This window comes from Variovorax sp. 10L426, assembly GCF_056395305.1.
The window spans coordinates 34866-58854 of the sequence record NZ_JBFTJF010000004.1; the positions used below are offsets into that span (position 1 = coordinate 34866).

The following is a 23989-nucleotide window of genomic DNA, read 5'->3' on the forward strand; positions in this document are numbered from 1 at the left end:
GCCTCAAAGCAAAACCAGCAGCTGTTCGAGATTGACGGGCTTGAGCAAGTGGTGGTCGAAGCCGGCCGTCTCGATGCGCTCCCGGAGGCCGAGTTGCCCCCAGAAGGAACTGGATGGCCACGGTGGTCTTGCCTGCGCCGGGCGCGCCTTCCAGCAGGTAGAGGCGGTTGGCCGTCAGGCCGCCACCCAGGACATCGTCGAGGCCAGGGACTCCGAATTGCAGCAAGGTGGTCGACGTGGCCGCAGCATGCGGCGGCGGCCTACATCGGCGCAGCCCCGGCGCTGTCACGCTATGAGGCCATGAGTTCCGACCTTGGCGGACTCGATGCCGCAGATCCCACGGACCGCACCAGCGCACTCGCCGCGCTGGTCGTGGCTGGCCGCGCGTCCACACCGACCTTGCAGCGCGCGCTTGCGAGCCCTGACGCCGAAGTACGCGAGAAAGCCGCGGGGGGCCTCGCTGAAATCGCCGATCCGTCGGCCGCCGAGGCCTTGGCTGGCGCGCTCGGCGATTCAGAGCCGAGAGTGCGCGCCCGCGCCGCGCAGGCGTTGGCCGCCATCGGCGACGAGCGTGCTCTCGAAGCGCTCGTGCGCACCATCGACGACTATCCCGACGATCTGCATCCGCCGCATACCGTCGCGACCTATGTGCTGATTGCACGCGGTCGCGACGCACTGCCGGCGATCGTGCCGCTGCTCGATGCGCCGAATCCCGTCACGCGTCAGCGTGCCTTCGTCGTGCTGGAGACGCTGGTGTCGGACATGCCCGAGGCCGGTGATTGGGGCGTCTTGTGGCAATCGCTCGGCGCCTACGACCCGAAGGGAGCGGACGACGCGGCGCGCCAGGCTGCCAGCATGCAGTGGCGGCAGTGGATTGCCGCGCACTGTCCGTAGAAGCCCGCCGACCCATCTCAGGCCCATGCAAGCGGGCCACTGGCGCGTCATGTCGCCACGTTACAGTGCATGACCCATAGCTGCAGTCGAAAGGTACCGGCATGCGTCGTGTTCGTGTCGCGTCATTGATCGTCCTTGTCCTCGTCTTGATTGCCGCTTGTGCAACGGTTGCCACGCAGCGCTTCGACGATCTCTTCGGTCCGGCGGACCCGACGCGCTTCGACAAGCCCATCGCGCCGCCCGCAGGTCAGTCGTACGCGCAGACCATCCAGCCCATCCTCGATCGCCGGTGCGTGGTTTGCCACGCGTGCTATGACGCACCTTGCCAGCTGAAGGCCACGAGTTGGGAAGGCCTCGCGCGGGGTGCGAACAAGACGCCGGTGTATGACGCGACCCGATTGCTCGCGGCCCCGCCGTCGCGTCTTTTTGTCGACGCCGACAAGCCCTCGGAATGGCGGACGCGTGACTTCTTCCCCGTCCTGAACGAGCATGCGCCGACACCGGAAGCGAACCGCACCGCCGGGCTGATGCATCGCCTGCTGTCTCTCAAGCAGCAGCATCCGCTGCCGACCGAAGGTGTCGTCAGCGGCGGATTGGACTTCTCGATCAATCGCAAGGCGACGTGTCCCGCGGGCGAGGAGATCACGCGCTACGAGCGCGAGTCGCCATTGGGCGGGATGCCGTTCGGATTGCCGGGTCTCAGCCCTGCGGAGCACGGTACCCTCACCCAGTGGATCGAGAAGGGAGCGCCGTACGAGGGCCCGCCCGCGCCGTCGGGCCTGGCGATGCAGCGTGTCGCGCAGTGGGAGCTTTTTTTCAACGGCGATTCGCTGAAGGAAAGGCTCTTCAGCCGCTACGCCTACGAGCACCTGTTTCTCGCGCATCTCTATTTCGACGACGATCCGCAACGCCAATATTTCAAGATGGTGCGTTCGGCCACGCCACCCGGCCAGCCGGTGCAACTTGTCGCCAGCCGTCGACCCGTCGACGACCCCGGCGTGGACCGCGTCTACTACCGGCTCGTGCCCGAGCGCGAGACCATCGTCGCCAAGACACACATGCCCTATGCCCTGAACGCACAGCGCATGGCACGCTGGCGCTCGCTGTTTCTTGATGCGCCCTATTCGGTGGACCGCCTGCCGGGCTACAGCGCCGAGATGGCGGCGAATCCGTTCTCCACCTTTGCGGCCTTGCCGGTCGGCGCGCGCTATCGCTTCATGCTCGACGAGGCGGAATTCACGATCATGGGCTTCATCAAGGGGCCGGTGTGCCGCGGGCAGATGGCGCTCGACGTGATCGAAGACCACTTCTGGGTCGTGTTCCTCGCGCCCTCCGAGGGCTACGACAGCGCGCTTTCCGGCCAGTTGGCCCGCGATGCCAATCTGCTGCGGCTCCCCACCGGCAGCAGCAACACCGATGTCGTGGTTCCCTGGCTCTACTACGCGAGGCTGGAGAACGACTACCTGAAGGCCCGCACTCAATTCCTGGCCCAGAGCCTCGGCGGACCGCAGAAGCTCGATCTGCGGCTGATCTGGGACGGTGATGGCCGCAACGACAACGCCGCCCTGACGGTGTTCCGCCATTACGACAGCGCGAGCGTGGTCAAGGGCATGGTGGGTGAATCGCCGAAGACGGCGTGGGTCATCGGCTATCCGCTGCTCGAACGCATCCACTATCTGCTGGTCGCCAACTACGACGTCTACGGCAACATCGGACACCAGCTCAACTCGCGGCTCTACATGGACTTCCTGCGCATGGAGGGCGAGTTCAATTTCATCATGCTGCTGCCCAAGGCGCAGCGCACGGTCACGCGGGACGCGTGGTACCGCGACGACGGCCTGAGCACGCGCGAGCAGGTGTATGGCGGCCCCGCGACGACCCTGGCGATCGAGAGCGGCATCCGCTTTCGGACGGCCGACCCCAAGCGCGAGTTGCTCGAAATGATGAAGACGAAGCTGGCTCCCGTGCTCGACACGCGCTTCGATCTCGACCACCATGCGGCGCCGACGCTGAAAGCGCCGCAGCGCGAGCTGGAGGCCGTGCACGGCACCTCACTGCAATGGATGCCTGAAAGCGCGCTCCTGGTCGTCGAGGCGGCCGACGGCACCAGGACCACTTTCAGCCTGCTGCGCAACACGGCGCATTCGAGCGTGTCCCATCTGGTCGGCGAGCGCCGCGAGCTGCGGCCCGATGAGGACACGCTGACGATGGTCCCCGGCGTGATCGGCAGCTACCCGAATGCCTTCTATCGCGCCACCGTGGCCGAATTGCCGGCCATGACTGCGGCAATGCGCGAGCTTCGGTCCGAGGCCGACTACGCGGCCTTCTCGAAACGCTGGGCCGTGCGCCGCACCAATCCCGACTTCTGGGCCTTCAGCGATGCCGTCATCGATCGCTATCAGAAGGATCAGCCATTGGAAGCCGGCATCCTCGACTACAACCGGTTCGAAAATCGATAGGTGCGGGCGCGCCTACTCCGCCAGTTCGTCGAGGATCGGGCAATCGGGGCGGTGATCGCCATGACAGCACTCGGCGAGCCGCTCCAGCGTGCGCTTCATCGCCGCCATCTCCTCGATTCGACGATGCAGGTCTTCAGCGTGCGCGAGGGCGATGCGCTTGACGTCGGCGCTTGCACGGCGCTTGTTCTGCCAGAGCTTCAGCAGTTCGGCGATCTCGGCCATGCTGAAACCCAGATCGCGCGCACGGCGGATGAAGCGCAGCGTGTGCACGTTGCTCTCTGTGTACTGCCGATAGCCCGCGTCAGTGCGGGCCACGTCGGGCAACAGGCCGAGCGACTCGTAGTGCCGCACCATCTTGGCGGAAACGCCGGAGCGGGCCGCGGCCTCGCCGATGTTGAAAGGTTCCATGTCTGCTCTTGCTGCGCTCATCGCGCCTTTCCTTTCCAGCGGCGCAGCAGCAACGCATTGCTCACCACGCTCACGCTGCTGAAGGCCATCGCGGCGCCGGCGATCACAGGGCTCAGCAGGCCGAAGGCCGCCAGGGGAATGCCGACCACGTTGTACGCAAAGGCCCAGAACAGGTTCTGCCGGATCTTGGCGTAAGTGCGGCGCGAGATGTCGATGGCGTCGCTCACCAGCGCCGGATCGCCCCGCATGAGCGTGATGCCGGCTGCGTGCATCGCCACGTCGGTGCCGGTGGACATCGCGATCCCGACATCGGCGGCGGCCAGCGCAGGCGCGTCGTTGATGCCGTCGCCGACCATCGCGACGCGCTCGCCGTCGGCCTTCAGTTGCGCGACGATGGTCGCCTTGTCCTCGGGGAGTACTTCGGCGCGCACGGTGTCGATCTTCAGCACACGCGCCACCGCCTCGGCGCTGCCGCGGTTGTCACCGGAGACCAGCGCGGTGCGAATGCCTTGTGCGTGCAATTGCCGGATGGCTTCGGCCGCCGTGGCTTTCGGTGTGTCGCCGAACGCCAGCATGCCGATCAGCGTCCGGCCTTCGGTCACGTCCGCCAGCCATGAGACGGTGCGCCCTTCCGACTGCAATTGCGAGGCGCGGGCGTCGAGTTTGCCGAGTGGCACCGAGAGTTCGCGCATGAAACGGCTGCTGCCCAGGCGCATCTCGCGACCATCGACGACAGCCGACATGCCGCGTCCCGCAACAGCGCGCACGGCGCTGGCACGCGGGATGTCGATGCCGGCGTTTTTCGCGGCGGCGAGCACCGCACGAGCCAGAGGATGTTCGCTGCCGGCCTGGATGGCGGCGCTGGCGCGGAGCAGGGCTTCCGCGTGGCCGTCGACAGCCTCGCAGGCGACGAGTTCCGGGCGACCTTCGGTCAGCGTGCCGGTCTTGTCGAAGGCGACGACCTTGACGCTGTGCGCCACTTCGAGCGCCTCGGCATCCTTGATCAGCACGCCATGGCGGGCGGCGACGCCGGTCCCGGCCATGATGGCCGTCGGCGTGGCGAGGCCCAGGGCGCAAGGACACGCGATGACGAGCACGGCGACGGCATTCAATATCGCCGTCTCCCAGTTCCCCGCGGCGAGGCCCCAGCCAAGGAAAGTAAGCAGGGCGATACCGACGACCACCGGCACGAACACGCTGCTGACCTGGTCGACCAGCCGCTGAATCGGCGCCTTCTTCGCCTGGGCGGACTCGACCAGCCGAACGATGCGTGCGAGCGTGGATTCCGCGCCCACCGCGGTGGTCCGTATCAGCAGAAGGCCCTGGCCGTTGACGGAGCCGCCGGTCACGGCATCGCCCTTTTGCTTGGCGACCGGCAGACTTTCGCCGGTGATCAGCGACTCGTCGACTTCGCTGTTGCCTTCGATGACCAGCGCATCGACCGGCACCCGCTCGCCGGGGCGGACGACCACCAGGTCGTCGATCCGGACCTGCGCCACGGGCACGTCGTGCTCCGCGCCGTCTCGCCGTACGCGCGCGCGCTCGGGACGCAGCGCGTTCAGCGCCCGGATGGCCTCGGTGGTCTGGCGCTTGGCTCGCGTTTCCAGCCACTTGCCGAGCAGCACCAGCGTGATGACCACCGCCGAAGCCTCGAAATACAGGTGCGGCACGCCATGGTCGGCGTGCGCGAACAGGAGAAGGTAGACGCTGAGCCCGTACGCGGCCGACGTGCCAAGGGCGACCAGCAGGTCCATGTTGCCGGCGCGAGCCTTCAGCGCCTTCCAGCCCGAGCGATAGAAGCGCGCGCCGAGCCAGAATTGAACGGGCGTTGCCAGCGCGAGCTGCAGCCAGCCGTCGAGCATCCATTCCTCGCCGAAGAGCACGCCGAACATCGGCAACACGAGTGGCGCCGACAGAATGGCGGCGGCGATGACCGGCCATGCATCGTTGCGTCCGCGCCGCTGCACGGATGCCAAACCAGGGGTGCGCGCCACGCCGGCCAGTGCCGCCGGAGCCTCTTCCTCGCCGACGGCGTAGCCCGCCTTTTCGACGGCGGCGCGCAGGGCGGCGAGCTCCACCGACCCATCGGTCCGCACGCTGGCCGCTTCGGTCGCCAGGTTGACGCTGGCTTCGGTCACGCCCGGAACGCCGGCAAGCGACCGTTCGACCCGCGCCACGCAGGACGCGCAGGTCATGCCCTCGATCGGGAGCGACCATTCCAGGAGGCCGGTCGTCGTGCCGGGCGAGAGCGCCAAGCTCTGGTTCATGGAGATTTCCTGTCCTTCAAGCCGCCATGTGGGCGGGATGGAAGGAGTTTCAACCTTTCCATGATGGGAGGGTCAAGCGGACTTGATGGGCTTGATGTTGGGGTCGTTCTTTCGTACTACATCGAACGCCATTTAGTATTTTTTTGTTACATCGCCTATTCTTCCGCATTCACATCGAGGAGGTTTCGATGGGCGCGAGCGAAATCGATCGGATGGCGGCCGTCACGAAGGACTGCCGCATGTGGGTGGACGACCCCCAAGGCTTCACCACGTACAAGGTGGGCAGGCTCCATCACACCTACCACCTGCATCCACTCTTTCAACTGCCTGAACTGGAAGCGCTTGCGCAGGAACTGGTGCCGCTCAAGCAGTGCCGTTTCGTCAGGCCGGGCATCACGCAGGCGTCAGGCTTTGCGCACGACAGCAAGCCTTCGGACGGACGCAGCATCGAGGAAGTGTTCAGACGCATCGAGGAGCCTGGTTCCTGGATTGCGCTCTACGACGTCGAAGCCATTCCGCGCTACAAGGCGCTTCTCGAGAGCGTTCTGGACAACGTGCGCGACACCATCATGCGCGAGCAGCGCGGGATCTTCATGGTCACCGGCTTCATCTTCATCTCGGCGCCGCCGTCAGTGACGCCGTTCCACATCGACCGCGAGAACAACTTCTGGCTGATGTTGCATGGACAGAAGGTGATGAACGTCTGGGACCATACCGACCGCGTGGTCGTGCCGATCGACGGGGTGGAGGACTACATCGTCGCCCACTCGGCGCGCAAGGTCCGGCTGAAGGACGAATTCGTCGCACGCAGCCATGAATTCGTGACAGGACCGGGAGACGGAATCTACTTCCCGAGCACCTCGCCCCACATGACGCGCTCGGACCCGGAATGGACAACGCCCGGCGACCGCGTGGCGATCTCGGTCGGCGTGAACTTCTACACCGCCCATACGCGCAAGACGGCGCGCGTGCACCAGTTCAATCGGATGCTGCGCAAGTGCGGGCTGTCGCCTGCGCAGCCGGGCGAATCGCCGATGGTGGACGCCATCAAGGCGCCCATCGGAAAAGTTATCGGTTTTGCCCACTCGTCGCTGGCCCGCGCGGCCTACGCGATGAAGACGAAGAACGAACTCACCTTCAAGCCGCCGCCCGGCTCCTACTAGGGCGCTGCTCGTCACCGGCGCATCATGTCGCGCGGTGTCACGGGGGGTGCGTCGTTGCCCCACGATCCGCGAACGTAGGTCAGCACGGCGGCGACATCGATGTCGTCGAGCACCGGGCTGAAAGGCGGCATGCCGTAAGGGCGCGGATTGCCTCCGGTCGAAGGCAGGAAACCGCCGTGGCGCACGATCTGGATCAGGTTGACCGCCGAGTCCATCAGCACGGCGCGATTGCCCGCGAGCGGCGGATAGGCGCCCACTGCTCCCTGGCCCGAGTCGCCGTGGCAGTAGGCGCAGCGCTGGTCGAAGATCCTGGCGCCGCGTTCCATGACGCGGGGGTCGCGTCGGGTGGTCGAAGTCGGCGCCGCGGCGGTCGCGGTGCTCGGCAGTTCCTTGAGGTACACACCCATCGCGTGCAGGTCCGCCTCGTCCAGATGCTGGGTGCTGCCGAATACCACGTCGGCCATCGGGCCCATGACCGAGCCGCGCGCCGACCGGCCGTTCTTGAGCAGTTCGACCACGTCCTGCGGGTCCCAGTCGGCGACGCCGGCTTCACGCTTGGAGGTGAGCGAAGGCGCATACCAGTTCTCGACCGCGATGAGGCCGCCCGAGAGGCCCAGCTTCTCCTGCGTGGCGCCGAGCACGTTGCGGGTGCCGTGGCAGGCGATGCAGTGGCCGAGGCCTTCGACGAAGTAGGCGCCGCGGTTCCACTCGGCAGATTTCGCGGGATTCGGTTCGAAGGTGCCGGGCGTGAAGGAGAGCGCACGCCACACCGCGAGCGCAGCCTGCGTGTCATAGGGAAAGCGCAACTGGTGCCGAACGTTCGGCGTCGGCGAAGGCGGGATGCTCCGCAGATACGCAAAGATCGCATCCGAATCGTCGCGCGTCACGCGCGTGAAGTTCGGGTAGGGGAAGGCGGGGTAGAGCAGGCGCCCGTTCTTCGAGCGGCCGTTGTGCAGGGCCCGCCAGAAATGGTCGGCGCTCCAGTCGCCGATGCCGGCTTTCGGGTCGGGTGTCAGGTTGCTCGCGAAGACAGTGCCGAAGGGCGTCTCGATGCCGACGCCGCCCGCGTACGGCGCGCCGCCGAGGGCCGTGTGGCATCCCGCGCAATTGCCGGCCAGCGCGAGATAGCGGCCACGTTCGACCTGGGCCGGCGTGCCATTGAAGGCGGCCGGTGTTTCCGGCAGCTTGTCCTCCCCGCGCAGGTTGAGCCCGACGATGGCCAGGCCGGCCAGCACCGCGAGCGTGACCAGGAAGACCAGCAGATAGAAAAGGCGTCGCATGGCGGGCTCAGTTGGCGTTCAGCGCGCTGCATGCCATCGGCACGGGGCTCGGCGCCGTGGCCTGGGGCTTGGGGTTGGAGGGCACCGGCTGCATCGCGAGCCAGCTCGCCGCGGCGTTGATGTCGGCTGACGTGAGCTTGCGACCCACCTCCGCCATGCAGTCGGGCGCGAGCGCGTGGCGCTCGTTGGTGATCCATGCGCCGAGCTGTGATGAAAGATACAGGCGCGGCAGGCCGACCAGCGCCGGAATTCCGGGCAACACACCGGTCAGTGCCTCGCCGTGGCAGCGCACGCAGGCCGGAATGTCGCGCGCCGCGTCGCCCTGGAACACCAGCGCCTTGCCGCGCGCCAGCATCTCGGGCGTGGCATCGGTGGTGCTGGGAACGGGCGGGTAGGGCAGGTCGATGGAGGAGAAGTACTCGGCGATTTCGCGCAAATAGGCGTCCGACAGGTGCCGGACCATATGCACCATGTCCGTGTTGAAGCGACGGCCGTCCCGGAAGCTTTGCAGCTGGTTGAAAAGATAGCCTGCAGGCTTGCCGGACAAACGCGGGTAATAGCCTGCCTCGGTGCTCGATCCCTCGCGGCCGTGACAGGCAATGCAGGCTGCGACGCGTTGTTCGATGGTGTCGGGAACGTGCCCGGGCGCAGGCGGTGCGGCAAACACCGGCGCCGCCAGGACACAGGCTGTGAGCAGGGGCGCCAGGAGGCGTGGAATGTTCATTCGTGGTTCGTTGGTTGGACGACGGGCACGCCGGAGCGTAGCGCGATCGGATCGGTTCTGCGCGTCGGACGGTTCGCCGTGCTTTTCAGATCGTTCCGCTGTCGCGGAAAGGCCGCACCTCCAGAGAATGGACGCCATGAATCAATACATGAAAGCATTCGAAAGCATCAACTGGCAACAATGGAGCGCACCCGTGCTCTCAGGCCTGCGCATCATGCTGATCATCGCGGTTGCGTGGGCCGCGATCATCGTGCTTCAAAGGGTCGTGGGGGCGGTTCGTCTTCGTGTCGAGGCCCGGCTCGGCGGAGCCGACGGCCCCCAGCGGGCCGAGACGCTCGGACGCGTGGTCCGCTACCTGATCGCCTTGGCTGTCAGCGCCATCGCGGTCATGCTGGTGCTTGCCGAAATCGGCATATCGCTGGCGCCGATTCTCGGCGCCGCCGGCGTCGTGGGATTGGCCGTCGGCTTCGGGGCGCAAAGCCTGGTGAAAGACTACTTCACCGGCTTCTTCATCCTGTTCGAGGACCAGATCCGTACCGGCGACGTCGTGAAGATCGCCGATCTCAGCGGCGTGGTGGAGGACATCACGCTTCGCCACGTCCGGCTGCGGGACTATGAAGGCAACGTTCATTTCGTGCCGAACAATCTCGTGACCACCGTCACCAACATGTCGCGGTCTTTCGCGCAGGCCGTGGTCGAGGTCGGCGTTTCCTGTCAGGAGAACATCGATGAAGTCCTGTCCGTCATGGTGCAAGTCGGCGCAACGCTGCAAGCCGACCCTTCCCATGCAGGAAAGATCCTCGCGGACCTGGAGATGGCGGGCGTCGAGCGCTTCGAGAACGGTGCCGTCGTGCTGCGCTGTCGCTTCAAGGTGTTGCCCCTGCAACAGTGGACGATTCGCCGGGAATACCTTCGGCGCCTCAAGGTCGCGTTCGATCGGGCGGACATCCAGCTGCAGCTTCCCCGCATGGCGCTGTACGGCCCGGCGCCGGCGCATTGGGCGGCTGGCGCTAAAGTCGCCGCATGCGCAAGCAATTCGCGTTGATGACGGGCTGGCAGCGTCTGCTGTGCGGCGCTGTCCTGGGTTTGGTGGTGAGCTTCGGCCTGCCGCTGTTTCATTGGCCGCTCGACGACGCCTCGCGCGGTCTGCTGGGCTGGTGCGTCGCGGCCGCCGCGTACCTGCTGCCCGCCTGGTGGCTGGCAGAGACGTCGGATGCGGAGGGCACACGGTTGCGCGCGCAGCAACTCGACCAGCCCAAGGCATGGATCCTGATCATCATGGTGATCGCGGTCGGCGTCGGTGTCGGAGTGATCGCGATGCTGCTGCAGCAGGTGCCGCGACTGTCTGGTGCGCAGCGTGTCGGCCACATCGCGCTGGGGCTGGCGGGCCTCGCGAGTTCGTGGCTGATGATTCACACCATCTACGCCTTCCACTACGCGCACCGCTACTACCAGCGCGAGAAAAAGGAGAGCGGGAAAGGCCCGAAGGCCGAGCCCCCGGGGCTGAAGTTCCCCGGCAAGTCGGAGCCGGACTACTTCGACTTTCTCTATTACTCCTTCGTGGTCGGCATGACCTCGCAGGTGTCCGATGTGCAGGTCACGTCGCGCGAGATGCGGCGCATCACGCTGATCCACGGCGTGCTCGCGTTCACCTTCAACATGCTGGTGCTGGCGCTGTCCATCAACGTGGTGGCCGCGTCGATGCAGGGCCCGTCGCCGGCGTCTTCAGGCAGCCCGGCGGCTGGTGCGGCCCAGCCTGACCAGACCCGTCGATAGCGCCACGCCGCACACGATCACCACTGCGCAGATCAGCATCCACTGCGTGATCTCTTCGCCGAGAAACACGGCGCCATAGAACAACGCGAACACCGGCACCAGGAAGGTCACCGTGAGCGCGCGCGCCGGGCCCGCGTTCTCGATCAGCCTGAAGAACAGGATGTAGGCCAGTCCGGTGCACGCCGTGCCCACGGCGACCAGCGCCAGCCACGCCTGCACGCTCGGCATCTGGGTGGGCCAGAGCCACAACGCCGGTACGGCGAGCGCGAGCGTCGCACCGATCTGGCTGCCTGTCGCCGTCGCCAATGCAGGGACGCCGACCAGGTACTTGCGCGTCAGGCTGGCGGAAAACGCGTAGCAGATGCATGCGGCAAGGCATGCAGCGATGGCCCATCGCGCGGCACCCTCGTCCGCGCCGGAATGAAAGCCCGCGCCGCGGCCCGCGAGCATCGCGACGCCGACGAAGCCGATCACCAGGCCCAGGATGCGCGAACGGTCAGGTCGATCTCCGAACCACGCCCATGCGACCAGCGCGCCGAACATCGGCACGGTCGCGTTGATCACCGCCGCGAGGCCGCTGTTGATGGTCAGCAGCGCGAACGAGAAGAACGCGAATGGCATGCCGGAGTTGAGCACGCCGATGCCGAGCGCCGGCTTCCAGTACTGCTTCAACGCTGACCACTGTCCCCGTATCCCCAACAGGGGCAGCAGGAAGATCATCCCGATCGCGACGCGAACCGCCGCCGTCGGCAGCGCGCCGAATTCGGCGGCCCCGATACGCATGAAAAGAAAGGACGCGCCCCAAAGCATGCCCAGCAGCAACAAGTCCACGACCCATCGGCGGCTCGCCGCCTTCGGCTTCGAAGGAGGTGGCGCGGGATTCGCCGTAGCCGGGCCGCCCGCGGTGCACTCGGCTTCGCTCATGAACCCGTCTCCGCGAGCGGTGCGCCCAGCGCACCTTCCAGTTCGAGCAGCGCAGTCTTGCGGTCGAGCCCGCCCGCATAGCCGGTGAGCGATCCGTCGGAGCCCAGAACCCGATGGCAGGGCACGATCACGCTGATCGGATTGCGGCCGACCGCAGCGCCCACGGCGCGCACGGCGGCGGGCTTGCCGACACCCGCACTGATCGAGCCATAACTGGTGGTCTCGCCCGCGGGAATCGCGAGCAGCGCCTGCCATACCGATTGCTGGAAGGGCGTGCCGTGCGAGAGATCCAGCGGCAGGTCGAAATGCTGGCGGCGTCCGGAGAAATACTCGTCGAGCTGTTCGGTCGCCTTGCGCAGCACCGGATGGTCGGTCGCGACTTCCCAGCCGGTCATGTCCGGCGAGTGTCGCTGGCGGTCGAACCAGACACCTGCCAGGCCCTTGTCGGTCGCGGCGAGCGTGATGCCGCCGAGCTTGCTGTCGAAGTGGGTGGTGTAGATCGTTGAAGTCTTGAATTTCATGGCTATCAGACGGTGACGCCGGAATCGATGGTGGGGACGATCGATGCAGCATCGATCGTGGGAGATGAGGAAGGGGCGTACCAGGCGCGCAGCACGGCATAGCCACGCCAGGGACGCCAGGCGAGTGAAGCTTCCGCAGCCGCACGTGCCGTGGTGACGCCGAGCGCCTTCTGCAGCGCGACGTCGCCTGCGGGGAATGCGTCGGGCCAGCGCAGGGCGCGCATCGCGATGTACTGCGCCGTCCAGTCGCCGATGCCTGGCAATGCCTGCAACGCAGCGAGGGTGGCGGGGACGTCGGCGCCGGCATGCAGGGCAAGCCGGCCTCCCATCACTTCGCGCGCCACCGCGAGCAATGCTGCCTGGCGCTGTCGCACGATGCCGAGCTGGCCCAGCGCGTCGCCGCTTGCACCGGCAATGGCCGCAGGTGTGGGGAAGAGCCGGTCGAGCCCGTCGATGGGCGTCGCGATCGGCTCGCCGAAGGCTTGCACCAGCCGCGAGCCCAGGGTGCGCGCGGCCGCGACCGTGATCTGCTGGCCGAGGACCGCGCGCACGGCCAGTTCAAATCCGTCGACCGTACCGGGCACGCGCAGGCCGTCGCCGTGCGGAAAGCTGGCGTGCAGCGCACCGTTGATTGCCATCGGCTCGGCATCGAGATCGAGCATGGCACGCACGCGGCTGATCACGATGGGCAAGACTGAAGCCAGCGAATCGCCCACGCGCAGCAGGACCTGCTCGCGCTGCGGATCGAAGCGAAGCTGCAGCCATCCCTGCAGCGTCCGGCCGCCTTGCGACACGCGCAGCGTGCGTGCGAACTGCTTCGTGCCGTTGCTTTCCGAGAGGAGCTCGACGCCGCGCAGCGCGCGGCGCGCGAAGAAATCGAGCATCGCGGCGCTGTCATAAGGCGGACGAAAACCGAGCTTCACTTCGACGCCATCGCCTTCACGGCGATCGGCCGAGCCGCCGGCGCGGCGCAGGGCGCTCGGGTTCAGACCGTAGTGGGCCAAGAAGGCCGCGTTGAAGCGGCGCACGCTCGCAAATCCGCTGGCGAGCGCGACCTGCGTCATCGGCAGTCGCGTGTCGGCGATCAGCTGCTTGGCGGCGAGCAGGCGACGCGTCTGCAGATACTGCAACGGGGACACGCCGAACTGCGCCTCGAAGATGCGGCGCAAGTGGCGGTCGCTGACGCCGAGCCGCGCGGCAATTTGCGCCGCGCCTGGGCCGTCGTCGGACCAGGCGTCGGGCTCGTCGATCAGCCGTGCCGCCTGCAGCGCAAGGATGCGCGACGCGTCCTCGGTCGACCAACTCGCGGCGCGGGGCGCCAGTTCGGGTCGGCAACGCAGGCACGGGCGGAATCCTGCGGCCTCTGCCTGCGCCGCGTGGCGGAAGAAGCAGCAGTTCTCGCGCCGGGGCAGCTTCACGCGGCACACCGGCCGGCAATAGATGCCCGTGGATGTCACGCCGGTGAAGAAGGACCCGTCGAAGCGTGCATCATGGGCCTTCATGGCCAAATAGCATGCATCGCTCTCAAGTCCGGCAGTGGAGGCGGGGGTGGCTGGCATGAAAGGATCATACGTTCGCGCCAGGCCAAGAGTAGCCATTTCCGGACATCTGGCTTCGAAAGGCCATGCCTACAATCGTGTTCAATTTTCGAACTTCCAGGGGTTGCTTTCATGCAGATCAGCGCATCGATCTTCAAGGCCTACGACATCCGCGGCGTGGTTCCCTCCACGCTCGACCCGGAAGTCGCCGAGGCGCTCGGCAAGGCCTTCGGCAGCGCAGCGCGCGCAGCCGGGGAGAAGGCGGTGGCGGTCGGACGTGACGGGCGCCTCTCCGGCCCTTCGCTGTCGGAGGCCCTCATCAAGGGATTGGTCGCCACCGGTGTCGAGGTGATCGATGTCGGCGCCGTCACGACGCCGATGCTCTACTTCGCGGCCCATACGTTGTGCACCAGCGGCATCCAGGTGACCGGCAGCCACAACCCGAAGGACTACAACGGCTTCAAGATGGTGCTCGCCGGACGCGCGATCTACGGCGACGAGATCCAGGGCCTGCGCAAGGTGATGGAAGCCGACAGCGCGAAGCTCGCGCACGGCGGCAGCGTGCGCAAGGTCGACGTGACCGAGGCCTACACGAAGCGCATCACCGGCGACATCAAGCTCGAGCGTCCGCTCAAGATCGTGGTCGATTCGGGCAACGGCATCGCGGGCGCGTCGGCCCCGGCGATCCTGCGCGCGATCGGCTGCGAAGTGACCGAACTCTTCAGCGAGGTCGACGGCAACTTCCCCAATCACCATCCCGATCCCAGCAAGCCCGAGAACCTCCGGGATCTCATCGCCGCGCTGAAGGCCGGTGACGCCGAACTGGGACTGGCCTTCGACGGCGATGGCGATCGCCTGGGCATTGTCACCAAGGACGGCAACAACATCTTTCCCGATCGGCAGATGGCACTTTTCGCGCAGGACGTGCTGTCGCGCGTGCCGGGCGGGACCATCGTGTTCGACGTCAAGTGCTCGCAGCGTCTTGCGCCGGCCATCGAGGCAGCGGGCGGCAAGCCGATGATCTTCAAGACGGGCCATTCGCTCATCAAGGCCAAGATGAAGGAGATCGATTCGCCCCTCGGCGGCGAGATGAGCGGCCACATCTTCTTCAAGGAGCGCTGGTTCGGCTTCGACGACGGCACGTATGCCGGCTGCCGCCTGCTCGAGATCCTGAGCAAGAGCCCGAACGCGAGCGATGTGCTCAACGCATTGCCGACCAGCTTCTCGACGCCCGAACTCAATGTGAAATGCGCCGAAGGCGAGCCGCATGTGGTGGTCGATCAACTCGTCAAGACGGCGACCTTCGACGCGCCGGCCAAGGTGTCGACCATCGACGGCTTGCGCGTCGACTGGCCTGATGGTTTCGGACTCATCCGTGCCTCCAACACCACGCCCGTGCTCGTGTTGCGCTTCGAAGGCCAGACCGATGCGGCGCTCAAGCGCATCGAAAGCGAAATGCTCACGCTGCTCAAGAGCGTGAAGCCGGACGCGACGCTGGCCGAAGCCGCGCACTGAATCCGCGAAGCGTGCGTTCCTTGCTGTTGCGCCTCTACGGCGCCGTCACTACGCTGGCCAAGCCGTTGGTGCGCCGCAAGCTCCGCCGGCGTGCCGCGGCCGAGCCTGGCTACGCGCTGGCCGTCGAAGAGCGCTTCGGTCACTACGACGATGCCGCCAACGGAATGGGCTGGTGCTGGATCCATGCCGTGTCGCTGGGCGAGGCGCGCGCGGCCGGCATCCTCATCGAAGAACTTCGCCGGCAATTGCCCGGCATTCCGATCCTGCTGACCAACGGCACCGCCACCGGCCGCGAGGAGGGCGCCAAGCTGCTGGAGCCTGGGGACCTCCAGGTGTGGCAGCCCTGGGACGCGCCGGAGCCGGTCGCACGCTTTCTCGATCGCTTCCGTCCCCGCATCGGCGTGCTGATGGAAACCGAAGTCTGGCCCGAGATGACCGCCGCCTGCGCCGAGCGCGGGATTCCGCTGGTGCTGGCCAACGCACGGCTCAACGAGAAGTCGCTGGCCGGGGCCGAACGCTTCGGCTGGCTTGCGCGGCCTGCGTACTCCTCGCTGGCGGCCGTGTGGGCGCAAACGGAAGCCGATTCGCACCGGCTGGTGTCGCTGGGCGCCAAGGTCGCGGGCGTTTTCGGAAACTTGAAGTTCGACGCCACGCCGGACGCGCGGCAACTCGCCGCAGCGGCCAAGCTGCGTACGCAACTCCCTCGGCCCGTGGTCATCTTCGCGAGTTCGCGCGATGGCGAGGAGCAGCAACTGCTCGACGTGCTCAAGCGTTTCGGCGCACTGGCACCGGTGCCTCCTGCGCAGGACGCCGTCAAGTCGATCGCCAAGCGCGTGCACGACGTGCAATGGATGATCGTGCCGCGCCATCCGCAGCGTTTCGACGAAGTGGCCGCGCTGATCGAGTCGAACGGATTCGCTGTCGCGCGGCGCAGCGCTGCCGGCGCGCCGACCGAGGCCGAGATCTGGCTCGGCGATTCGCTCGGGGAAATGGCGCTCTACTACGGCCTGGCCGACGTGGCGTTGCTGGGCGGCAGCTTCGAGCCGTTGGGGGGGCAGAACCTGATCGAGGCGGCGGCCTGCGGTTGCCCGGTCATCATGGGGCCGTCGACCTTCAACTTCGCAGAAGCGGCGGAACTCTCGCTGGCCGCCGGCGCTTCCGCGCGAGTGGCCGACATGGAGCACGCCGTGACGGCTGCGCTCAAGTTGGTCGAGAAACCCGAGCGTCGTGAGGCGATGGCACAGGCTGCGCTCGCATTCGCTTCATCGAATCGCGGCGCGGCTGAGCGCACGGCAGCGGCATTGCTCGACATCGCCGAACGGGCGTCGCCGACAGTTCCGGAAGAGCGCGCCGAGCCTCACCTCGAATGATTGCGGCCTTGACGACCTACCAGGCGTACTTCATGCCGGCGCGCACGGTCCAGGCTTGATACGGCTGGGACGACGACTGAGTGTTCCACTGCCACCCCAGGTCGCCCCACGCACCGAGTCCCTGCTTGAAGTCGACGTTGACGCCGGCCTTGAGCTCGTAGCGATTGTTTGGATAGGTCGTCATCTGGTTGACCAACACCTCGTCGCCCAAGTCATCGTGCCACCAGTTCATGGCGGCATAGGGGCGGAAGCGCCAGCCAGAGGTCTGGACCCAGTTCGGTTGCACCCGAATCCCTATCCTCGACATCCAACCGGCGCGCTTGCTCGTCTCTATGTTGGAAAAGTCAGTGTCCAGGAGGTTGTAGTTGTTGTTGCGCAGGTAGATCAACTGGCCTTGCGGCCGGAGTGTCCAGCCGCTTGTGTCGCCCAGCGGTATCGCGTAGCCGAGCTCGGCGGACGCTATGCCGACGCGGGACTGGCCGTCCGTGCCGGCCAGAGACAGAGGGGCCGCCCGGTTGTCCGACCATGCGTACTGTCCCCGTACGTCGGCGTACCAGCCTTGCCGGGTTCGATCGTCCTGGTACCAGGTGCTGTAGATGCCCATGCTGCCGCTCGGCGTGTCACCGCGCGGCTGGAACAGGTTGCCGATCCCGCTCGAATCGGGGCGCGAGCTGTCGCTGCTGGCCGTGGCGCCGAGGTGGAGGCGGTCGGTGCCACTGAAGAGCGACCATTGCGCGGCGTCGGCCGCGGCTGGGGCGGTGCCAGCTCTGGGATCGGTGTCGAAATTGCTGGGGTTCCGCGAGGCGCACTGGGCGGCCGCGCCGAATCCCGACGAGGAGCATTGCGCATAGGCGCCGATGCTGCCGGCGCACACTGCCGCCGCGACGGCCAGCCGAGGGATGCGCCGCGCGGTCGATGCGCCCGCCAACACAGGAGATGCACTACGCACGGCCGAACCTCCTTCTGGACCGATCCGATGACTCAGGAAAGCCGTGGAGAACGGAAGGCCCGTAACCTATTGTGCGTCGATTGTGAGGGTTTGAGGCGTTGCCTGCAAACGACGATTAGCGATTTTCGTCACGGTGTCACGACGTCGAACATCGGCTCGAATTCGTCGAGCATCGGATCCGAAGGCTAGCGCGTCGGCGGTGCGATCACCGGCGGCGGTGGCGGCACAGGCATCGTCGGCGGCTGCGAATTGACCGGCGGCGACAACGTGGGCGGTGCGGTCAAGCTCGGCGTGGGTTCGACGGGCACCGGGCTCACTGTTGCCGCGGAAGGCTGGTCGGGCGAGGCGGCGCTGTCGACCGTCGCGCGGCCGTTGGTCGCGAGCGTGTTGTTGACGGCCACCAGGTCGTCCGACGTCAGTGTGCCGTTGGCCTGCCGCAGCCTGAGGTTACCCACCAGCACGTTGTAGCGCGCGACGGCGAGGTCGCGCTTGGTCTGGAAGAGCTGGCTCTGCGAGTTCAGCACATCGATGTTGATGCGAACGCCCACCTGGTAGCCCAGGCGGTTGGCGTCGAGCGCGCTCTGGCTGGACGACTCGGCCGCTTCGAGCGCCTTGACCTGCCCGGCGCCCGAGACGAGCCCCAGGAAGGCCGAACGCGTGGCCTGCGAGACGCTGCGGCGCGTCGATTCGAGGAACTGGCGCTGCTGCTCCTCGAGCGCCAGCGTTTCCTTGATGCGGTTCTCGGTCGCGAAGCCCGCGAAGAGCGGCAGGTTGAACACCACGCCGATGCTCGCTGCCCGCACGTTCACACGGCCGGTGCTGGTGCTGGTGCTAGTGCCTTGCGGGTTGTTCGTGGCGTTGTAGCCGAGCTGCGCATCGAGCGTCGGCTTGTGGCCGGCCTGGGCCTTGTCCACTTCGAGCTTGGCCACGTCGAGGCCGAGCTGCGCCTGCTGGATGGCGGGATGTACGGCCTCGGCCTGCGTCACCCAGACGTTCATGTCGGCGGGAAGCAGCGGTGGCAGCACCACCGGCGCGGCCAGTGGCGTCGGGTTGGTGCCCGGGCGGCCGACTAATTGGTCGAGCGCGATCCTCCTGACCTGCAGGTCGTTCTCGGCCGTGATCTCCTGTGCGACCACAAGGTCGTAGCGGGCCTGTGCCTCGCGCGAGTCAGTGATGGTGGACGTGCCGACCTCGAAGTTGCGCTTGGCCGAAGCGAACTGTTCGGCCACCGCGATCTTCTGCGCGCGGACCAGCGCCAGGCTGTCCTGCGCCGAGAGTACGTCGAAGTAGGCCTGGCTCACGCGCACGACCAGATCCTGCTCCGCGATGGTGAGCGTCGCCTGCGCGATGTCGACCTGCCGCTTGCTCTGCTCGTAAGCGGCCCAGTTGGCGGGACGGTACAGCGGCTGCGTCGCGTTGATGCCGGCGGACTGGTTCGGAAAGCCGCGGGTGGTGGACAGGTTGTCGGTCGACAGTTCCTGGTGGGTGGCCGAGGCACTGGCTGAAAGCCCGACTGCCGGCAGGATGCCTGCCTTGGCCTGCGCGGCCCGTGCCAGGCTCGCGTCATACTGCGCCCGCGCGCCCTGGTAGGTCGCGTCGTAGCCGCGTGCGGAATCATAAAGTTCGATCAGGCTCTGGCCATGAGCCGGCAGTGCAATCGCCGCTGCGAACAACATCGCGAGCGCTGCCGAAAGAGGAAGAAGCCTGGGAACGGGCATGAAACGTCCTTGAAAAATCAAAAGCAAGGTTGCGAGGCACTGACGTCGCGAGCCCAGCAGCCAATACCAGAAACACCGCGGAACCGGCTTAGCCGGGCCGCCGGTGTTGCCCCCGGTAGGGGGTGGGCGGCTACACGAAGTGAGCCAACCTGGGGGGGAGCCATCAGTACTTTGGAACGGAGGGATCGTGCTGCGACCAGGCGTCGATGCCGCCGGCGATGTTCGCCACTTCGGCAAAACCGTTCTGAACCAGAAAGGCCGCCACCCGCTGGCTGCGCGCGCCGTGGTGGCACAGGCAGGCGATGCGCTGGCCGGCGTTCAACTCGCCGACGCGCGCGGGGATCTCGTTCATCGGAATCGTCGCCAGCGTGAAGCCCTTGGGCACGACGCTGGCGGTCTGGAGTTCCCACGGCTCGCGCACGTCGAGAACCACCGGCATCGCATTCGGGTTCTGGGCGAACCAGTCGGCAAGGTCGGCCGCTCGGATTTGATCGATCATGAAAAGGCCGGGATCAGAAATTGAAGCGCGAGGGCGCCGGGAAATTGAGAAGGCGAGGCGCAACCATGTCCCACGGCTGGATGGTGTCCCACTTGCCTTCGCTGACGCGGGTGACGAAGTGGGCGCGCATCATGGGCTCGTCGCCGACGATTGCAGCGAGCCGGCCGCCCATCTTCAGGGAGCCCAGCAGGCCTTGCGGAATGCGCGCGACCGAGCCGCTCAGCAAGATCACGTCGAAGGTCGGGCCGCTCGGTAGCGGCTTGGAGCCGTCGGCGTTACGCACTTCGACGTTCATCACGCCGTTGCGGCGCAGCGTCTCGGCGGCGGTAGCGGCCAGCTTGGGGTCGATTTCGAGCGTCAGCACCTGGGCGGCACGGTGAGCCAGCAGCGCGGCCATGAAGCCGGAGCCGGTGCCAATTTCGAGCACGGTCTCGTGCTTCTGGATGTGCAGGTCCTGCAGCATGCGCGCTTCGACCTTGGGCGAGAGCATGCATTGGCCGGGTTCCTTGGGCGTGCCGACGTCTTCGAGCGGGATTTCCATGTCGAAGAAAGCCAGCGCGCGGTGGGCCTTGGGCACGTAGTCTTCGCGCCGGACGTTGGCGAGCAGGTCGAGGATTTCGAGATCGAGCACATCCCAGGGGCGGATCTGCTGTTCGATCATGTTGAAGCGAAGGCGCTCCAGAGAAAGGGTGGGGTTCATGTGCTTTTCCTAGGTCGGGCTCAGGACAAACTTTCAATTTTAGGCGCGGGCTCCTGGGGCTCCCCGGCGGGTGCCGCCTTCGGAGCACCGCTCCAGCGGCGGCGCGCCCAGTTCGCGAGGTCGTCCATGTAGCAATAGACGACCGGCACCACGACCAGCGTCAGCAGCGACGAGGTGATCACGCCGCCGATCACGGCTTGCCCCATCGGCGCGCGCTGCTCGGAGCCTTCGCTGATCGCGAAGGCCAGCGGCACCATGCCGAAGATCATCGCCAGTGTTGTCATGAGGATGGGGCGCAGCCGCACACGGGCGGCGAGCAGCAGCGCTTCCGAGCGCGGCAGTCCCGGCACCGGCATGCCGTCGTCGCCGACGCCAGGCTCCCGCGCCCGGATCGCGAAGTCCACCAGCAGGATGGCGTTCTTCGTCACCAGCCCCATCAGCATCACGATGCCGATGATCGAGAACATCGACAACGTCGAGCCGAAGATGAGCAGCGCCAGCACCACGCCGATCAGCGTCAGCGGCAGCGCCATCATGAGCGCCAGCGGTTGCAGGAAGCTCTTGAACTGGCTGGCCAGGATCATGTAGATGAAGATGATCGCCAGCGCAAGCGCCGACACGGCGTAGCCGAACGATTCCTGCATGTTCTTGGTCGAGCCGCTGAACTGCCAGCCATAGCCGGGCGGGAAGGGGATTTCCGCGAGCGCCTTGCGAATGTCGGCCGACACCTCGCCCGCCGATCGGCCGTCGACGTTGGCGTTGATGGCGACTTCGCGCGCCAGAGCGCGGCGATTGATCTGGTTCGGCCCGGTGGATTCGCGCACTTCCGCCACCTGCTGAAGCCGCACGATGCGGCTCGACCCGTCGGCGTTGGCGCCCACGGCCGTGCTGATGAAGGGCAGGCGCGCGAGGTCGGCCGGCGAGTTGCGCACCTCGGGCGCGAGCCGCACGTTGACGTCGTAGGTCTGGTCGTCCGGCGCGCGCCAGTTGCCGACCGTGGTGCCGGCCACCAGCGTGCGCAGCGAAGCCGCGATCGGCGCCACGCCCAGGCCGAGGTCCGATGCCGCATCGCGCCGCACCACGACGCTCACCGTGGGCTTGTTGGGCTTCTGGCTCGAATCGAGATCGACCAGCCCGGGAATGGGACGGATCGCATCCATCACACGCTGCGTGAGCCGTTCGAGTTCCTTGAAGTCGGTGCCCTGCAGAGAGAACTCGATGGGCTTGTTGCCGCCCACGGAATCGCGCAGGCCCACGTGCGTGACCGTGATGCCGGGCACCGAACGCAGCCGTTCGCGAAGCACCGTCGACATCTGGTCGACGCTGCGGCTGCGCGCCTTGCGGTCCACCAGCCGCACGTAGATGCTCGCGTACATCTTGCCCTGAGCGTCGCCAGTGTTGATGGTGGTGAGCGTGTAGCGCACCTCGGGCATCTCGCGCAGCACGGCCTCGACCTGCCGCGCCTTCGCCTCGGTCACTTCGAGCGAGGAGCCGACCGGCGTGTAGAAGTTGATGGCGGTCTCGGAGAAGTCGGCCTTGGGCACGAATTCGGTGCCCAGCAGGGGCACCATGAAGACGCTGCCAATGAAGATGCCCACTGCCGCGAACAGCGTCGCAAGCTTGTGCACCAGCGCCCAACGCAGGATGCCCTGGTAGCCCTCGGCCAGGCGTTCCGTCGCGGCATCGAACCATCCGGTCACGCGGCCGATGGTCTTGTCGTAGAGGGTGACGGGCGTTTCGCGCTGGCCGTGCAGGTCGATCGCCGGCGAACCATGTTGAGACCCGGCCTTGATGGCCGGGTCGTGCCAGATGCTCGACATCATCGGGTCGAGCGTGAAGCTCACGAACATCGAGATCATCACGGCCGCGACGATGGTGATGCCGAATTCGTGGAAGAACTTGCCGATGATCCCTTCCATGAAGCCGATCGGCAGGAACACCGCGACGATCGACAGCGTGGTTGCGAGCACGGCGAGGCCGATTTCCTGCGTGCCGTCGAGCGAAGCCGCATAAGGCGATTTGCCCATCTGCACATGGCGCACGATGTTCTCGCGCACCACGATCGCGTCGTCGATCAGCAGGCCCACGCAGAGCGACAGCGCCATCAGCGTGACCATGTTGATCGTGAAGCCGAACATCGCCATGAACCAGAAGGTGCCGATCAGCGCGATCGGCAATGTCAGGCCGGTGATGACCGTCGAGCGCCACGAGTTCAGGAACAGGAAGACGATCAGCACCGTGAGCAGTGCGCCTTCGATCAGCGTATGGCGAACGTTCTCGACTGCGACACGGATCGGCCGCGAAGCATCGGCGATGGGTTCGAGCCGCACGCCCGGCGGCAGTTGAGGCTGGATTTCGGCGATCGCCTTGGTGAGGCCGTCGACCACCTGGATGGTGTTCTCGTCCTGGGCCTTCTGCACCGACAGCAGCAGCGTGCGCTGGCCGTTGTAGAGGGCGAGGCTGTCGATTTCCTCCGCGCCGTCGTTCACGGTCGCGACCTGCTCGACACGGATCGGTGCGCCGCCCTTGCGCATGATGATGATCTTCCCGAAGTCCTCGGGGCGTTCCATGCGGGCATCGACCTGCACGACGCGGTCCTGCTCGAGCGAGCGCACGGAGCCGACCGGCAGCGCCTGGTTCTCGTTGCGCACCGCATCGACCACCTGGGTGGCGCTGACGCCGAAGGCTTCCATCGCCTGCGGATTCAGGTAGATGTTGATTTCGCGCCGGGTGCCGCCGACCAGCGTGACGGAGCCGACGCCTCGGACGTTTTCGAGGCGCTTCTTGAGGACTTGATCGGCCCAGTTCGTCAGCTCCACGGCACTGGGTTGCTTGTCCTTGTTTCCGTCTGGCAGCACGGCCACCGACCAAACCGCACGCGAGGCCGGGTCGAAGCGCTGCACGCGCGGGTCTTTCACTTCGTCGCGGAACAACGGCCGCACGGACGCGACCTTCTCCCGCACGTCGTCGGCCGCCTTGCGCCCGTCGACGTAGAGCTGGAATTCGATGATGACGACCGACTGGCCTTCATAGCTGCGCGAGGTGAGGGCGTTGATGCCGGCGATCGAGTTGACGCCTTCCTCGACCTTCTTGGTGACTTCGCTCTCGACGATCTCGGGCGAGGCGCCGGGGTATTCGGTGATCACGACCACGACCGGGAAGTCGATGTTCGGAAACTGGTCGACCTGCAGGCGCTGGTACGAAAAGGCGCCGAGCACGACCAGCGCGAGCATCAGCATCGTCGCGAAGACGGGATTCTTCAGACTGACACGGGTGAACCACAT

At 66.4% G+C, this 23989-nt stretch carries 19 protein-coding genes and 1 pseudogene; 7 read left to right on the forward strand and 13 right to left on the reverse strand.

What is annotated here, in order from left to right:
* Positions 1-100 precede the first annotated feature (100 nt).
* A pseudogene (locus AC1DHL_RS06745) lies at positions 101-226 on the reverse strand (ATPase domain-containing protein); the annotation flags it as partial.
* Between the two features lie 74 nt (positions 227-300).
* Here AC1DHL_RS06745 and AC1DHL_RS06750 point away from each other — a divergent pair.
* A complete protein-coding gene (locus AC1DHL_RS06750; RefSeq protein WP_478161486.1) occupies positions 301-894 on the forward strand; it encodes a HEAT repeat domain-containing protein in 594 nt (197 codons plus the stop codon).
* 101 nt (positions 895-995) lie between these two features.
* The gene (locus AC1DHL_RS06755; protein ID WP_478161488.1) at positions 996-3353 is read left to right on the forward strand and encodes a fatty acid cis/trans isomerase; all 2358 of its coding nucleotides are present in this window, start codon (positions 996-998) and stop codon (positions 3351-3353) included.
* 12 nt (positions 3354-3365) lie between these two features.
* Here the strand turns inward: AC1DHL_RS06755 and cueR are convergent, their stop codons facing one another.
* Positions 3366-3782 carry a Cu(I)-responsive transcriptional regulator gene (cueR, locus tag AC1DHL_RS06760; protein ID WP_478097454.1) on the reverse strand — a complete coding sequence of 139 codons (417 nt, stop codon included), beginning with the start codon at positions 3780-3782 and terminating at the stop codon, positions 3366-3368.
* Entirely contained in the window at positions 3779-6028 is a 2250-nt protein-coding gene (locus tag AC1DHL_RS06765) for a heavy metal translocating P-type ATPase (protein WP_478161490.1), read from the reverse strand. The genes cueR and AC1DHL_RS06765 overlap by 4 nt, the downstream gene beginning before the upstream one ends.
* Positions 6029-6216: 188 nt before the next feature.
* Between AC1DHL_RS06765 and AC1DHL_RS06770 the strand changes: the two genes are divergently transcribed.
* Positions 6217-7191 (forward strand): JmjC domain-containing protein, encoded by a 975-nt coding sequence (locus tag AC1DHL_RS06770; protein ID WP_478161492.1) that lies wholly within the window; start codon positions 6217-6219, stop codon positions 7189-7191.
* A gap of 11 nt (positions 7192-7202) precedes the next feature.
* Here the strand turns inward: AC1DHL_RS06770 and AC1DHL_RS06775 are convergent, their stop codons facing one another.
* Both AC1DHL_RS06775 and AC1DHL_RS06780 read right to left on the reverse strand, forming a co-directional pair.
* Positions 7203-8471, reverse strand: a complete 1269-nt coding sequence (locus AC1DHL_RS06775) for a cytochrome c (protein WP_478097448.1) — start codon at positions 8469-8471, stop codon at positions 7203-7205.
* Positions 8472-8478: 7 nt separating this feature from the next.
* Positions 8479-9195, reverse strand: coding sequence for a c-type cytochrome (locus tag AC1DHL_RS06780; protein ID WP_478097446.1), 717 nt, complete (start codon positions 9193-9195; stop codon positions 8479-8481).
* 148 nt (positions 9196-9343) lie between these two features.
* Between AC1DHL_RS06780 and AC1DHL_RS06785 the strand changes: the two genes are divergently transcribed.
* Together AC1DHL_RS06785 and AC1DHL_RS06790 are read left to right on the forward strand one after the other, a co-directional pair.
* Positions 9344-10240 carry a mechanosensitive ion channel family protein gene (locus tag AC1DHL_RS06785; protein ID WP_478097444.1) on the forward strand — a complete coding sequence of 299 codons (897 nt, stop codon included), beginning with the start codon at positions 9344-9346 and terminating at the stop codon, positions 10238-10240.
* Positions 10219-10971 (forward strand): DUF1345 domain-containing protein, encoded by a 753-nt coding sequence (locus tag AC1DHL_RS06790; protein ID WP_478097442.1) that lies wholly within the window; start codon positions 10219-10221, stop codon positions 10969-10971. The genes AC1DHL_RS06785 and AC1DHL_RS06790 overlap by 22 nt, the downstream gene beginning before the upstream one ends.
* Here the strand turns inward: AC1DHL_RS06790 and AC1DHL_RS06795 are convergent.
* Genes AC1DHL_RS06795 through AC1DHL_RS06805 form a run of 3 tightly spaced genes read right to left on the reverse strand, consistent with a single transcriptional unit; the run spans position 10921 to position 13975 of the window.
* Positions 10921-11895, reverse strand: coding sequence for a DMT family transporter (locus tag AC1DHL_RS06795; RefSeq protein WP_478161494.1), 975 nt, complete (start codon positions 11893-11895; stop codon positions 10921-10923). The genes AC1DHL_RS06790 and AC1DHL_RS06795 overlap by 51 nt on opposite strands.
* The gene (locus tag AC1DHL_RS06800; RefSeq protein ID WP_478097439.1) at positions 11892-12416 is read right to left on the reverse strand and encodes a methylated-DNA--[protein]-cysteine S-methyltransferase; all 525 of its coding nucleotides are present in this window, start codon (positions 12414-12416) and stop codon (positions 11892-11894) included. Before AC1DHL_RS06800 ends, AC1DHL_RS06795 begins: the two co-directional genes overlap by 4 nt.
* Before the next feature lie 5 nt (positions 12417-12421).
* A complete protein-coding gene (locus AC1DHL_RS06805) occupies positions 12422-13975 on the reverse strand; it encodes a DNA-3-methyladenine glycosylase 2 family protein (protein ID WP_478161496.1) in 1554 nt (517 codons plus the stop codon).
* A gap of 111 nt (positions 13976-14086) precedes the next feature.
* Here AC1DHL_RS06805 and AC1DHL_RS06810 point away from each other — a divergent pair, with 111 nt between their 5' ends.
* On the forward strand, positions 14087-15469 hold the full coding sequence (locus AC1DHL_RS06810; RefSeq protein WP_478097435.1) for a phosphomannomutase/phosphoglucomutase: 1383 nt from the start codon (positions 14087-14089) through the stop codon (positions 15467-15469).
* 11 nt (positions 15470-15480) lie between these two features.
* The gene (locus tag AC1DHL_RS06815; protein WP_478097433.1) at positions 15481-16839 is read left to right on the forward strand and encodes a 3-deoxy-D-manno-octulosonic acid transferase; all 1359 of its coding nucleotides are present in this window, start codon (positions 15481-15483) and stop codon (positions 16837-16839) included.
* 16 nt (positions 16840-16855) lie between these two features.
* On the opposite strand, the gene AC1DHL_RS06820 is transcribed toward AC1DHL_RS06815, so the two are convergent.
* The 5 genes from AC1DHL_RS06820 to AC1DHL_RS06840 all read right to left on the reverse strand — a co-directional run bounded on the left by AC1DHL_RS06820 (position 16856) and on the right by AC1DHL_RS06840 (position 23989).
* A complete protein-coding gene (locus tag AC1DHL_RS06820) occupies positions 16856-17788 on the reverse strand; it encodes an autotransporter outer membrane beta-barrel domain-containing protein (RefSeq protein WP_478161498.1) in 933 nt (310 codons plus the stop codon).
* Between the two features lie 185 nt (positions 17789-17973).
* A complete protein-coding gene (locus tag AC1DHL_RS06825) occupies positions 17974-19506 on the reverse strand; it encodes a TolC family outer membrane protein (RefSeq protein ID WP_478097424.1) in 1533 nt (510 codons plus the stop codon).
* Positions 19507-19669: 163 nt separating this feature from the next.
* Positions 19670-20005: a rhodanese-like domain-containing protein gene (locus tag AC1DHL_RS06830; protein ID WP_478097422.1), complete on the reverse strand. Its 336-nt coding sequence runs from the start codon at positions 20003-20005 to the stop codon at positions 19670-19672.
* A gap of 13 nt (positions 20006-20018) precedes the next feature.
* Positions 20019-20705, reverse strand: a complete 687-nt coding sequence (locus tag AC1DHL_RS06835) for a protein-L-isoaspartate O-methyltransferase family protein (protein ID WP_478097420.1) — start codon at positions 20703-20705, stop codon at positions 20019-20021.
* Positions 20706-20725: 20 nt separating this feature from the next.
* On the reverse strand, positions 20726-23989 hold the full coding sequence (locus AC1DHL_RS06840; RefSeq protein WP_478161500.1) for an efflux RND transporter permease subunit: 3264 nt from the start codon (positions 23987-23989) through the stop codon (positions 20726-20728).

Excerpts from the sequence above, each read along its gene's own strand:
- AC1DHL_RS06750 (WP_478161486.1), top strand. The coding sequence starts at position 301 with ATGAGTTCCGACCTTGGCGGACTCGATGCCGCAGATCCCACGGACCGC.
- AC1DHL_RS06755 (WP_478161488.1), top strand. The coding sequence starts at position 996 with ATGCGTCGTGTTCGTGTCGCGTCATTGATCGTCCTTGTCCTCGTCTTG.
- cueR (WP_478097454.1), bottom strand. The coding sequence starts at position 3,782 with ATGAGCGCAGCAAGAGCAGACATGGAACCTTTCAACATCGGCGAGGCC.
- AC1DHL_RS06765 (WP_478161490.1), bottom strand. The coding sequence starts at position 6,028 with ATGAACCAGAGCTTGGCGCTCTCGCCCGGCACGACGACCGGCCTCCTG.
- AC1DHL_RS06770 (WP_478161492.1), top strand. The coding sequence starts at position 6,217 with ATGGGCGCGAGCGAAATCGATCGGATGGCGGCCGTCACGAAGGACTGC.
- AC1DHL_RS06775 (WP_478097448.1), bottom strand. The coding sequence starts at position 8,471 with ATGCGACGCCTTTTCTATCTGCTGGTCTTCCTGGTCACGCTCGCGGTG.
- AC1DHL_RS06780 (WP_478097446.1), bottom strand. The coding sequence starts at position 9,195 with ATGAACATTCCACGCCTCCTGGCGCCCCTGCTCACAGCCTGTGTCCTG.
- AC1DHL_RS06785 (WP_478097444.1), top strand. The coding sequence starts at position 9,344 with ATGAAAGCATTCGAAAGCATCAACTGGCAACAATGGAGCGCACCCGTG.
- AC1DHL_RS06790 (WP_478097442.1), top strand. The coding sequence starts at position 10,219 with ATGCGCAAGCAATTCGCGTTGATGACGGGCTGGCAGCGTCTGCTGTGC.
- AC1DHL_RS06795 (WP_478161494.1), bottom strand. The coding sequence starts at position 11,895 with ATGAGCGAAGCCGAGTGCACCGCGGGCGGCCCGGCTACGGCGAATCCC.
- AC1DHL_RS06800 (WP_478097439.1), bottom strand. The coding sequence starts at position 12,416 with ATGAAATTCAAGACTTCAACGATCTACACCACCCACTTCGACAGCAAG.
- AC1DHL_RS06805 (WP_478161496.1), bottom strand. The coding sequence starts at position 13,975 with ATGCCAGCCACCCCCGCCTCCACTGCCGGACTTGAGAGCGATGCATGC.
- AC1DHL_RS06810 (WP_478097435.1), top strand. The coding sequence starts at position 14,087 with ATGCAGATCAGCGCATCGATCTTCAAGGCCTACGACATCCGCGGCGTG.
- AC1DHL_RS06825 (WP_478097424.1), bottom strand. The coding sequence starts at position 19,506 with ATGCCCGTTCCCAGGCTTCTTCCTCTTTCGGCAGCGCTCGCGATGTTG.
- AC1DHL_RS06830 (WP_478097422.1), bottom strand. The coding sequence starts at position 20,005 with ATGATCGATCAAATCCGAGCGGCCGACCTTGCCGACTGGTTCGCCCAG.
- AC1DHL_RS06835 (WP_478097420.1), bottom strand. The coding sequence starts at position 20,705 with ATGAACCCCACCCTTTCTCTGGAGCGCCTTCGCTTCAACATGATCGAA.
- AC1DHL_RS06840 (WP_478161500.1), bottom strand. The coding sequence starts at position 23,989 with ATGTGGTTCACCCGTGTCAGTCTGAAGAATCCCGTCTTCGCGACGATG.